This is a genomic window from Ferruginibacter sp. HRS2-29, assembly GCF_024343615.1.
Lineage (GTDB): Bacteria > Bacteroidota > Bacteroidia > Chitinophagales > Chitinophagaceae > Ferruginibacter.
In genome coordinates this window covers 78,083-90,807 of the sequence record NZ_RJUB01000005.1, presented here as the reverse complement: position 1 = coordinate 90,807, position 12,725 = coordinate 78,083, and the positions used below count along the sequence as shown (strand labels likewise).

Below are 12,725 nucleotides of genomic sequence, written 5' to 3'. Positions count from 1 at the left end.
CCGAATATTTGTTCGTAATTCGTAATTCGTAATTCGTAATTCGTAATTCGTAATTCGTAATTGTCAATTGAAAAGCTGTTCCGCCTTTTCCACGCTTTCCGGTTTCCCCACATCCACAAACCTATCCCCGGTATGATCATATCCGGCAATAACATTATCAGCCGCCAGAGAAAGATAAGTATCTACGAGTGAGAATTTTCCGCGTTGCGGGATGAGCGCAAATACCGAAGGCTCAAACACTACCACACAGCTATACGACTTAGGTACCAGGTTTTCTTTTTGAATCGAGATCCTTTTTTCTCCTGAAACATTATTCTGCCATCCGCAAAGACGCTCGTGTTCGTCAAATAGAAAATTGCGGGACGATGGGCGATCTGTTACCCCAAAAGAGATCAGCGATTTTTTTTCGCGGTGATAGTTGATGAGATCGGTGATATTTAAGTCAGTGAGTATATCGGCATTGAGAGTGATGAAAGAATTTCCGTTGCTCAGCAATTCCTGTGCTTTCAACAATCCCCCGCCGGTTTCCAGCACTTCGTCTCGTTCGTCGCTGATAAGGATATTGCTTCCCCAGCCATCATTCTTTTCAATCGCCCGAATGATCTGATCAGGAAAATGATGCACATTCACCACTACATCGGTGATACCATATTGCTGCAGGTATTCAACATTGCGTTGCAACAACGATTTGCCATTTACCATCGCCAAAGCCTTGGGATGCTTGTCTGTCCAGGGTTTGAAACGGGTACCCAATCCTGCGCAAAAGATCATCGCGTTCATGTTGCCTTCGCCAACAGGAGGCTGTTCCAATTCTTCGGGATCTATATTTTCTTCCATACTTTTTAATTTATAAAGAATTTTCACTCTTTGACCTATTCACCCATTGACCTGATCTATTTCACCCAATTCTCTTTATTATTATGCCCCAGCTCAATCTTCACTCCAAACTTATTTTTCAAATGCCTTGCCAAAGCATCTGCCGCATACACACTGCGATGCTGGCCACCGGTACAACCAAAGTTGATCGACAGGTTTTCAAAACCCCGTTTGATATAATCTTCCACAGAAATATCTACCAGGTTGTAAACGCTGTTTAGAAAATCCGGCATTTTTGTCTGCTGCTCGAGGAAATCCTTTACGCGTTTATCCTGGCCGGATAATTTTTTATACTCGTCAAACCTCCCGGGATTCAATATTCCACGGCAATCGAATACAAATCCGCCACCGTTTTTAGTCTCGTCTTTCGGGTAGCCGGTTTTGAGGTAAGAGAAACTATTGATCCGCACCACCAGCGGTGTGTCCCCGGTTGCACGCACGTTGGTAAATTCCTGCACTACTTCATCGCTTACGCAAAGCTCCAGCACCTTTTTAAACTCCGGAACAGCAATGCCGATATTCTGATTCTGTAAAAAGCCGCGAAGATTCTGCAATGCCAACGGGATGCTGGTAAGAAAATGTGCTTTACGCTCAAACAATCCACGAAAGCCATAAGCGCCCAGCACCTGCAACATGCGTATCAGAACATATCCATTATATTGGCTCCGGAAGGCATCGCGATCGATCTGTTTTCCTACGATCTTTTCAAAATTATCCATGTAATCCTCCAGCAGCCGTTGTTTCCAGTCTTCTGTAAGATTGGCCCTCGCCTGCGACAACAGTGATGCCACGTCATATTGCGGAGCGCCTTTCATGCCGCCCTGGTAGTCGATGAAATGTACGTTGTTATCGGGTGTTACCATAATGTTCCTGCTTTGAAAATCGCGGAACATGAAATATTTATATTCGGTATGAGAAAGGTAATTACTGAGCGCTTCAAAATCGTCGATCAGTTTTTGCTTATCATATGGCCTGCGTAAGGCATCCAGGAAATAATATTTAAAATAAAGCAGGTCCGCCATGATGGCCTGTTTGCCAAATACCGCATTGGTAAGGCATTTGCTGTAATCCAATCCTTCATCACCTTTTATCTGCAGCAAAGCGATCTTCTCCAGGCTTTGTTTGTAAAGTGCATACACTTCTTCGGTAAACCCTTTCGATTCCAGGTGATCGAGTAATGATACATCACCAAAGTCGTCCTGTATATATATCTTCTTATCCCCGCTGATGTAAAATATTTCTGCCGTAGGCAAATTCTTTTTCCGGAAGTGTTCGGAAAAATAAATGAATGCTTCATTTTCCGGCACATTGGCGCCGTACGTAGCAATATACGTACGCTCTTCTGTACCGATGCGGTAATAATGGCGCTCGCTGCCCGCCTGTGGAAGCTTATCGAAAGAGGTGATCTTTTCCTTATTATGCTGCTGGAACACCCGCCTGATTTCGTCGATTTCGGACTGCATAGTTATTAATTAGTGGCGGTAAAAATACAAATAATAGGGTAATGGATAATGGTATAATGGATAATGGATAATAATACAATGGATAATGTTTTCAAACCGCCGGTCTTTCACTAATTCAAAAACACCTTCGGTTAGAAACATTATCCATTACCTTTTTTTGTTCCTCCAATCCTTATGTTTCGCCCCGTCCATCTGTACGATCTTTGGCAAAAATTTACCCAGCACATCCACCAATGCGGTCTGTCCTTTCATTACTTCATGGATGTCTTTGTAAGCAAATGGCGCTTCGTCGAGCCCGCCGCCGATCAGCTTTACGCCGTGTTCAGCCAACTCTTTTTTCAACGCTTCGTTGGTGATGTTGGCCAATGCTTTCGAACGGCTCATCTTACGGCCTGCACCATGGCTGGCCGAATTAACAGAAGAAGATTCGCCTTTACCTTTTACAATAAAACCCGGGGCCGTCATGCTTCCCGGAATAATTCCCAGCACATCCTTTCCCGCCGGAGTTGCACCTTTACGATGTACGATCACTTCTTTTCCTTCCCACAACTCTTTCCAGGCAAAGTTGTGATGGTTCTCCACCATGGCCACCGGCTTATGCCCGATCGCTTTGGCGATCTTCTGATGGATCGTGTGGTGGCAGGCGCTTGCGTAGTCTCCCGCAAGGTTCATCGAAAGCCAATATTCCATACCTGCTTCGGTATCCAGATCGAGCCAGGCAAGATGTTTGGCTTCCTGCGGCAATGGCGTTTCCATCATCGCTATCCGGGTGTAATACCCGGCAATCTGCGCCCCTAATCCACGGCTGCCGCTATGCGACAACAACCCCACGTATTTTCCCGGAGGAACATGGAATGGATTATAGGCATCAGTAATCTCCACTTCGCCGAACTCCACAAAGTGATTGCCGCTTCCGGAAGAGCCCAGCTGACGGGCAGCTTTGTGCTGCAGATTTTTTACAAAAGGAATTTCATCAAACACTTCACTCTCCAATATCCCATGGTCAGTGGTTTCTTTGAATTCCTGTCCGGCGCCAAACAGCGTATTGGCCACCAATTCGCGCTGATAATGGGAGGCCCGTTTTTCCAAGTCTTTTGCTTCAATGTCGAAAATGCTCAGGCACATACGGCAGCCGATATCCACGCCTACCGCGTAAGGGATGATGGCGTTATTAGTAGCCAATACACCACCGATCGGTAATCCGTAACCCTGGTGTGCATCGGGCATCAAGGCGCCTGCAACAGCCACCGGCAATTTTGCCGCCACAGCCATTTGTTTCAAAGCTCCCTCTTCAATCTGTTTGGCGCCAAATACCCGGTATTCAATTCCTGTTTCATTCAATGGGATCTGTACGGCATTTTCCGCTTCGGGCAGTACGATCAGCTTTTCGGCAATTTTACCCAGCACCGCATCTTCCGCATATGTTTCAGGCGCAGCCAGGATATCTTTTAAAATATCCAACGCCTGTTCCTCCGTATGATGTTTGAAGCTTGTACACATCACATGCATCGCGACGCTTACTACCGGCCCTTCGGGATAGCCGATGGCACGGATCTGTTTTCCTGTTAATGATAATTTGCTCATGTTGTTATTTTGAACTTGTGTCCTTTAGTAATTAATTTTTAGGTGTTAAATACCGGATATTGGATATCGTTTAGAAGAACAACGTAAAGTTCAGTCCTGACAAACATCCGGCACCCAATATCCTGCACCTTGTATTAGATCTTCAATCCCATTTCCCGCATCGCCAGCAATGCTTCCGCATTTCCTTTGGCGTCATTCACGGGATTGTGGTCGTGCCTGGTTTTGCGGTAAAGTCTCTTCCATTCTGAATTTAAGCCTGCGTCCATTTTCATGCCGCAATAAAGATCACCGATACGCCTGGCCGAAAAACCAAATGGGTTTTTACCAAAATAAGTATGAAAATACCAGTTGATCCATTGCCAGTCGAAAGCGGGGTTGTCACTGATGAAGACCGGCCTGTTTTTTGAATTGGCTTTAAGCCATGCGGCAAAATCGCTCATGACTTTTTCCGGCGCTTCATAACCTTCGTGCTCTGAGCGGGTGATCTCACTTACGGCTAAAGCTTCCGGTATCCATTCCTGCGATATTGGTTTCACTTTGCCATGAAATATTTTACTCAATGTCGGCTCCAGTACTACAGCGCCAAACGACACCATAGAATATTTATGTGGAATAGGGCCATCAGCTTCCACATCTACAATTATGTAACTCATTTTTAGTTTTTTTATTTTGAAATTTTAAAAATGTCAATGGGCAATAAGCGAAAGAGGCAAACCTCCGAAGGTTTTCATTAAAACCTTTTAATAATCATTCCCCTATTCACTCATTCACCCATTGACCTATTCCCTTACTTTGTAACGAACATCTGCTTCAGCTGATCCAGCAGCACGCCATTGCCGCTCACACTGATGTTGTTGATCTTTTCCGCGATCTTTTCTACATACTCCATCTCTTTCAGCTTCCACAACATCGCGTTATCTTCCATGAGTTGGGCGGTATTCAACAGGCTTCTTGTGCTGGCTGTTTCTTCCCGCCTCATGATGCTGTTGGCCTGCGCATTTTTTTCAGCGATCAGCACTTTGTTCATGATCTCCTTCACATCACCCGGCAGGATGATATCCCTGATACCGAAGCCTGTGACTTCAATACCCAATGCCGCCGCCTTTTCTTTCACGGCCTGCAGGATGAAAGGACCGATAGTTTCCTTGCCGGCCAGCAATTCATCAAAAGCATATCCACCGATATACTCCCTCAGCGCCAGCTGAAAGGCCACATACAGCTGCTTTTCGTACTCCTTGTTTTCCAGCAATGCCTTTTCTATATCCGTCACCCGGTATTGCGCATAACCGTTCACCCGCAAAGCGGCCTTATCTTTTGTAAGGATCTCCTGGCCATTGATCTCGAGTTGCTGTGCCCTTGTATCTGCTTTCCCTACGGTGATGGTGATGTTGTTCTTCCACCAGGTGTAACTCCCGCTTTCAAGAGTTTGCGCATATTTTCCATCCACAAACAATACAGCTTTTTCGTAGTTCTCTACATTGTACGTCCGGATGTAAGGCAACAGCAGCCTGTGCTGCAAAGTAACCCTGCTGATACTTTCGGTTATTTCGATCTTGCTGATATCCGCATACACGAATTCATTGACCACTACAGATCTCCAGAAAGTATACCTGCCTGGGGCAAGCACCTGCTTCAACAAACCGTTTTCGTAATGCAACGCGATCTCGTTCTCTTTCACGTTAACCACTTCCAAAGCCGCTGCCAGCAATGGATCCTGCAAAAGCAAATTCAATTCCATCGGTGCATAAAACGGTTGGGTAAGATCGTATTTTCTCACTTCTTCGTTCCACAACCAGTACTTTCCTTCTTTAAGGATACCCTGGTAAACCCCCTTTTTGAATACCAATGCCACCTCATATTTGTTTACAATTTCCTTTTTCATTTTTTTATTTTAATTCATTTAAAGTTTTAAAAAAAGCCGTCATTGTTTCCGCCCTGTGATCACGGAAGCCCTCTTGCTAAAACGCCTTTCCGGGTCTTCTGCCGAAAATGATAACGCAGCCTGGCTGCTCATGTCCGACCTGGGTGCCCGCTACTGGTTTCTATTCCCGAGAGCCTGCTGGTGTTCACCAGGCTTGCTTCGCAAATGCGGTTGCATCTGCCTGCAGGAAATCAATGACTGCTGTACAATTGGCCACCATTTTTTAAGAAGTGATGTACTTCTGCATCCGCAATTGTAAGTTGCGACTGACTGTTCCATCCATTGAACTACTACATCCTTAGTGTAGGGGGGGGATTCGAACCCCGATAAGTCTACTGCTCTACCAGCTGAGCTATCCCGCATGAAAACGGGAAGAGGATTCGAACCTCTGACAGGTAGGTTGGTGGGCAAAGCGCTATCACTGCAACAGCATACAGATCGTTACTACGGCTGCACTGCGATGTGTTGAAACATCCGCCTGGTTTGTGTGCGACAGGCCTTTACCAAGTTTTCGCGTAAGCGAATATTTTGAATGATGCCGGATGCCGGATATCACAGCGAAGAACTTCGCGAAATCCATCCATTATAAACATCCGGCATCTGGTATCCAGCATCGGCCTCTTAAGACGTTACATTTCTCCTGAACCCGATCTGCCCCCTGCTTTCAGGCTGCAAATCCGCTTCATGCTGGTTGGCGATCGCCGCTAATGTCATCGGTTCGTTTACCACGGTTTTAAATCCCAGGTGATCCGACAGTTTCTGTGATTTATTGATTCCCAGCTTCCCGAATTCATACTTCGCTATCAATCTTACCTTACGCAACAAGGCACTATCCACCATGTTAAGCTCACTGTTGAAAGTACAGATGATCTGCACATTCAGGCAATCGCTCAGCAAACCATCACTGATGTTGAGCAGATTACTCACAGTACTGCTGGAAGTCAGCTTCCTGTCCATGATGATGTTTTCGGCATCTTCAATGATCAGTACCGCGTTCGGATTGTCGATCAGCAGATCGATGAAATCAGGGTTTACCAGGTTTCCGGCTACGCCGGGAGAAACGAACAGCACTTTCTTTTTCAAGCCTCCTATCAGGTGGCGCAGGTAAGTCGTTTTGCCCGTTCCCGGTAAGCCATGCAGCAGGATGATGCCTTTATCATTTTCCTTCATCAGCCTTTCGCGGATCACCTTATCCACTGCTGCAAAGTCATCGTTGTAATACAACCCGATATCCAGTACCGTCGGTTTTATCTGCAGTTGCTTCAGCTCAAGTCCATGCTGATTGGCAGTGATGATGTTCATTTCAAAGGGCTGCTCCTTTTCCGGCTGCCTGAACCTTGCTAATGCTTCCACCAGGTTTTTCGTGTATTCGTACCTGTTATATCCATAGAAAATTTCCGCATTATCGTACCCGATCCGTATCAGCACCTTATTCTCCAGCTTGAAAATAGTGCTGGTGAATTCCTGGCCAGTCGCCTGCCAGTTAAACTGGTTGCGTTGCCATACAGCCAGCACTGTTCCTGCGTGTCCGTTGTTGATGTGATCAAACACCTGCTTCATATCCAGGCCGCTGATGTAGCTGATGTTGGGTATACTGTTGTACTCCTGCATGTACATAGCCTTTGCATCCACATAGTAGTGATCAAATACCGAGGCATCCCGTCTCTGGCGAAACAGGCCGCGAAGCCTTTCCAGCCCTCGTTTTACCAGCGGCATAAGTGATGGGGCTATCGCAGCCACCACAATCCCGAAAAATATAATTGCTCCAAACATTACTTTAAATTTTTAATTCTTAATTGTTTCACCGCACCATCTTATTGGCGCAGCTGCTGCTGGCAAAGGCCTGCGGCTTCGCTTTAAAACTGAAACCCATTCCGGTGATGTAGCCCATGGCATCCTTTAATGCTGTATTGCTCTTAAAAGCCGGGCTGGTATTGATATCCGCGTGTACTTCCATCGGCACGTTCTGCCCGGCAAATAAGTCGCACAGGTCATACGCCACATCTATACTTTTAGCCACTTCCGTCATCATCCTTTCTTTGATGTTCATCTTTTGCGTGGTGCGTTCATTGCACACATACATGAACCCCCCTTTGCCTTTGCGCACAAACACGATCACTGTAGCAAACCCGGTATTACTGTGTTTTACCTGGCTATCTGTACCGATGTATATTTTCACTTGGTTACCATTGGCGGTTTCCCGCTCCAGTGCCGCTTTAATTTCATCGTGCAACGGTTGGCCTATCGGTTCACCGTTCATCTTCGTCCATTTCCGAAACGTTTCCATCGCATTGTTTTTTTTATTGTTTAGCGGACAAAACAGGAGTCGAACCTATATTCCCGGTTCTTCACGCCGGCACTCTGCCATTGAGTTATTTGTCCTTATGGGTTGCCTACCCGCGGTAGTCTACTCCGGGTTGTCTACTCCCGGTTGTCTACTCCCGGTTGACTACCCATTTTACCGCTTACCAAGGTTCATTTTTTCTAAAATGATGATGGTGAACCTCGCCAAAATCACTACTACGATAAATTTCATTTTTTCAGTTTTTGCAACCGGCGCAAAACAAAAAGCCCGGTTAGATGATTCATCTGACCGGGCCTGCACGCTAAAAGGTTGATCCTCTTAGGTTGGGGAAATATCCGGTCGTTTATATTTTTCAAGATCACACATAGTACTGCCCTCAAAACCTGTAGGTGCCACCACACGTCCAATGGTTTTTATGATTAGTAAATGTGAATTGTAGTTGATCATTTTTGTTTAATAATTTATTTCTGAATTTGTTGCCTGGTGAATTTTCATTTATAAAAAAGCCCCAACTTATCGTCGGGGCCGTTGTAATAGACAGTAAGTTTGGTAACTACGATGTAATACTATTTGCCCCTGAAAACATACTTTCCTCCTGTAAAAGTGTATGCCCTTTGGTTGTTATATTTTTAAAACGAATGTTCATTTATTGCCGTTATATATTTTTTATTTGTGCTACAAAGATGAATTTATTTTTTTTGATTTACCAAATTTTTTTAACAAAAATTTTTGCTGCAATATTTCATATCACCCGAAACACCAGTAAAATCAACGGTTACAGCAGATCAAAAAAAATTTAAACACCGTTGTTTTTTCTTTGATTATTTTCTCAAGAAGAAAACGGGGTGCACCGATCTGTAAAACATCCGTGATAATTTTTATAGATCCAGTCCAACTATTTTCACAGCAATGATGTACCAGGCATCTCTTTCCTCCTCTTTTTCAAACTGTACTTCCCACGCCCCTTCCAGGATCAGCACCTCGGTTTCAAGCCTTACTTTTATTTTATACACCCCATTAACCCTGCATTCTTTTTCCGTGATATCACATCCGTCTTCACGAAGATCCAGAACATCGATGGATTGATATGCCGATTGAAAATCACTCACTTTTTTACGAAGCTCTTTCAATGAAATCCGGGGATGATCATTCAGCATGATCCCCGACTCCTTGAAATCATACAGCCACTCCAGCCCTTTTTTGCTGAAAAAACATGACATACAGTTTTCCAACGCTACGCGGGTATTTTCATATTTATGATCAGGATAATATTCATCGTAAATAAATCCGCATATCATCCCGCTGATGTTAGTGTCATCAATCTCTTTTTCAAAAAGTTCTTCTGTGGCAAACCTGTAAAGTTCCCGCGAATTTACATTGGGGCTACATACGTCGAGCTCGATCCCAAAGCTCTGCATATACCTATGCAGTTGCTCCCAGGCATTGTCCATTTCCGCATCAGGAATAGCCGTTACCGGTAGAAAATGTGCAGGCGAATCCAGTTTTTCAAAAACACGGATCTTTTTGCGGGCTGCAAACTGCCGTTCGAATTCGTCTATATTTTTCAGAAACTGGTTTTCGAGGTTCGGATCAAGGCCTTCCATGCCTTTACTGAAATCAGCCCCATGCTCAAGCATGAGCTTTAATTTTAAAAAATTGTTTTCATTTTGCAGGTCATTGTTTGAAGCATCTCTTTTCATAATAAGTGATTATTTGGTCAATAAAATAGCCACCTAAAAGTAGAAGCAGGGTTAGTCTAAACCATGGGTTTTTCACCAGGGAAAACGGGGATTTTTCGGAAAATATCCGGGGTAAAAAACTTTTTAAATGACTTGTAACCCCATCTTTTTTAACCTATTGCACTTCTTTACCGCATAATATTTACTTTTCGCCGATAAATATTATTAAAACTGCCAAGAATGTATTATTTTGCTACCTAGTTTTCATAGGGTACGGATTAAAACGGGGCATGGTTTTTACCATAAGCCCCTCTTTTTTTATAGAGACATCCCATTTTTTCGGGGTTTTTATTTCTTCTCCACCAGGTATTTCCAGTATCGTTTCGGCATATGTTGTATATGCAGTTTTGTATTTTTTCTCGCGGCGATATTCACGCTTTTAAAATATTGTTGCCAGAGGTGCTGGTAAAGCGATTCATGCTCATCATAAATTTCACTTACCGTGAATTCATTTTGCAGATCGGCAGTAAAGTTCAGCTGTACTTCTTCCACTTTTTCCAGGTCATAATATATCCCGTATTTCCGGGTAGCATCGTATATCAGCCAGCGCTGATCGGCATAGCGGGCCTTGAAATGCCTGGCTATCAGCGGCAGCACATTATGATCAGGCTGCACGATGGCATAATACAATTGATCTTTTGTAAGCTGAAAGCGCACAAAAGCTTCCATCCGGTGTTTTTCGCGATGTACTTTTCGGGATACCTGCTTTACCTGCAGGATATCCGGATGGCTGAAATCGTTTTCCATCGCCACTTTCGATGCCAATGAATAACGGATGTACCGCATCAATACATCTTCAACCCCTTTATCCTCACTCAAAAAACTATCGTACAATTGCCGGTATGCACCGGGGGTCAGCTTTTGCCTGAGCCGATCCCATACCCGTACCGCTTTTGCTTCATCGGTAAATACTTTGTGCGATGCCCCAAACAGGTTTGCAGGCGCAAACTTTTCGCCGCATATAACCGTATCGGCCAGGCGATATTCGTACACCTCAAAAACGGCGGTCAGAAACCCCTGCCAGCTGCCGTCGTATATCACCGTTGTCATCAGAAAAGGGTTATCTGCGGTGAAAAATCAGCTTTGTATTTACTCACGCCTTCTGATAAGATGAATTGTTTTATCTGCGCCGGTTGCCAGTCTTTTACTTCATAATCATTATCGGCCTGTATGAAATACCGGGCACGGTTAACTGAAATCCCGATCTTTTTAAGGTGCCCGTAACCGAGCCGCCTGAAGCGCCGGGCTGCCACTATCTTTTGTGCACTTTGTACACCGATGCCCGGCACACGCAGTATGAGCTGGTATTCGGCGGTATTGATATCGATAGGAAAACATTGCATGTTGCGCAACGCCCAACCCAGCTTGGGGTCTATTTCCATATCGAGCAGCGGATTGTTTTTATCTACAATTTCATCTACATTAAAACCGTAGAAACGCAGTAGCCAATCGGCCTGGTAGAGGCGGTTTTCACGCACGATGGGTACGGGTGTACCGATGGCCGGTAGGCGATTATCATTACTGATGGGTACATAGCCGGAGTAGTACACCCTGCGCATGTTCATCTTTTTGTAAAAGCCGTTGGCCAGGTATAATATTTCCAGGTCGGTCTCTGCCGTAGCGCCGATCACCATTTGGGTACTTTGTCCGGCAGGGGCAAAAACGGGCGTTTTTTTGAATAATTTCTTTTCTTCCTTGTTTTCAATGATCGCCTGTTTCAGCACTTTCATCGGCTGTATCATATCTTCCCGCTTTTTATCGGGGGCCAGTAATGCCAGGCTTTTTTCGGTTGGCATTTCTACATTTATGCTTAGCCTGTCGGCATACAACCCCGCTTCTTTGATGATCTCTTCGCTGGCACCGGGTATGCTTTTGATGTGAATGTAGCCGCTGAATTTATGTTCTGTGCGGAGTTTTTTTGCTATCAGCACCAGCCGTTCCATCGTATAATCGGCATTGGTAAATATGCCTGAGCTGATAAACAATCCTTCGATATAATTGCGGCGGTAAAAATTGATGGTGAGATCCACCACTTCCTGTACTGTAAACCCCGCCCGTTTGATATCGTTGCTCTTTCGGCTTACACAATAAGCGCAATCGTAAATGCATACATTGGTCAGTAATATTTTGAGCAGCGATACGCATCTCCCGTCTTCGGTGTAGGCATGACAAATGCCGTTGCCGGTAGTGCCCAGGCCTTTTTCTTTATTCTTCCTGTTGCTGCCGCTGCTGCTGCAGCTTACATCGTATTTGGCTGCGTCGGCAAGGATGGCAAGTTTTTCGGTGATGCGGTCGTGGTTCATTGGTCAGGTGGTTAATTGTTGTATTGATTGTTCTATTGTTTCTTGCTATATTATTAGGTTGCCAACTATTTCAATTTCGTTTACTTTTTTTACTGTCAGCCTGAGCTTGTCGAAGGCGTTTTCATCAACGCCTTCGACAAGCTCAGGCTGACAGTCGTTTTCAATACGGCAATGTCAACGACGCTCCTCCCTTCTTCAATCCATTGATATGCGCATCGCTCAAAAAATAATCGTTGCCATGCAGCCATTCAAAACTTTCGGCCCATTGGCGGGTACGTTTTAAAAACTCGAGTTCCCAGGCCTGGCTGATGATGATGGTAACTTCCGGGAGATTGCCTAACAGGAAATCTTTTACACTCACATCGAAGTAAGGAATGGTCTGGATGAAGTCGAGCAGTTCGGCATCGGTGGCACACGGAAAATTCTGATGCGCCAGGAAATTATTTTTAGAGGCACGATGCACTTCTATGTCTTTATTTACCTCCCGTAGCAGGATGTCGCCGAGGTATTCGTTGGTGATAGCGGTCATTGCAA

General features: G+C 44.8%; 11 protein-coding genes and 1 tRNA gene. All 12 read right to left on the bottom strand.

Annotated elements, in window-relative coordinates:
* Nucleotides 1-63: 63 nt before the first annotated feature.
* Entirely contained in the window at nt 64-837 is a 774-nt protein-coding gene (locus EGI32_RS03120) for a sugar phosphate nucleotidyltransferase (protein ID WP_255153908.1), read from the bottom strand.
* A 56-nt stretch (nt 838-893) separates the two neighbouring features.
* Nucleotides 894-2,339 (bottom strand): RNase adapter RapZ, encoded by a 1,446-nt coding sequence (locus EGI32_RS03115; RefSeq protein WP_255153907.1) that lies wholly within the window; start codon nt 2,337-2,339, stop codon nt 894-896.
* A 147-nt stretch (nt 2,340-2,486) separates the two neighbouring features.
* On the bottom strand, nt 2,487-3,923 hold the full coding sequence (locus EGI32_RS03110; RefSeq protein ID WP_255153906.1) for an RtcB family protein: 1,437 nt from the start codon (nt 3,921-3,923) through the stop codon (nt 2,487-2,489).
* A gap of 134 nt (nt 3,924-4,057) precedes the next feature.
* Nucleotides 4,058-4,576, bottom strand: a complete 519-nt coding sequence (locus tag EGI32_RS03105; RefSeq protein WP_255153905.1) for a 3'-5' exoribonuclease — start codon at nt 4,574-4,576, stop codon at nt 4,058-4,060.
* 134 nt (nt 4,577-4,710) lie between these two features.
* Nucleotides 4,711-5,805 carry a slipin family protein gene (locus EGI32_RS03100; protein WP_255153904.1) on the bottom strand — a complete coding sequence of 365 codons (1,095 nt, stop codon included), beginning with the start codon at nt 5,803-5,805 and terminating at the stop codon, nt 4,711-4,713.
* Nucleotides 5,806-6,465: 660 nt separating this feature from the next.
* Nucleotides 6,466-7,617: an AAA family ATPase gene (locus EGI32_RS03095; protein WP_255153903.1), complete on the bottom strand. Its 1,152-nt coding sequence runs from the start codon at nt 7,615-7,617 to the stop codon at nt 6,466-6,468.
* Nucleotides 7,618-7,645: 28 nt separating this feature from the next.
* Complete coding sequence (locus EGI32_RS03090) at nt 7,646-8,131, bottom strand: ribonuclease H-like YkuK family protein (protein WP_255153902.1); 486 nt, start codon at nt 8,129-8,131, stop codon at nt 7,646-7,648.
* A 24-nt stretch (nt 8,132-8,155) separates the two neighbouring features.
* Nucleotides 8,156-8,226 (bottom strand) — tRNA-Phe (locus EGI32_RS03085).
* Between the two features lie 801 nt (nt 8,227-9,027).
* Entirely contained in the window at nt 9,028-9,849 is an 822-nt protein-coding gene (locus EGI32_RS03080) for a hypothetical protein (protein WP_255153901.1), read from the bottom strand.
* A 327-nt stretch (nt 9,850-10,176) separates the two neighbouring features.
* Nucleotides 10,177-10,938: a TIGR03915 family putative DNA repair protein gene (locus EGI32_RS03075; protein WP_255153900.1), complete on the bottom strand. Its 762-nt coding sequence runs from the start codon at nt 10,936-10,938 to the stop codon at nt 10,177-10,179.
* On the bottom strand, nt 10,938-12,191 hold the full coding sequence (locus tag EGI32_RS03070) for a putative DNA modification/repair radical SAM protein (protein ID WP_255153899.1): 1,254 nt from the start codon (nt 12,189-12,191) through the stop codon (nt 10,938-10,940). Before EGI32_RS03070 ends, EGI32_RS03075 begins: the two co-directional genes overlap by 1 nt.
* A 160-nt stretch (nt 12,192-12,351) precedes the next feature.
* The gene (locus EGI32_RS03065) at nt 12,352-12,720 is read right to left on the bottom strand and encodes a hypothetical protein (RefSeq protein ID WP_255153898.1); all 369 of its coding nucleotides are present in this window, start codon (nt 12,718-12,720) and stop codon (nt 12,352-12,354) included.
* Nucleotides 12,721-12,725 lie beyond the last annotated feature (5 nt).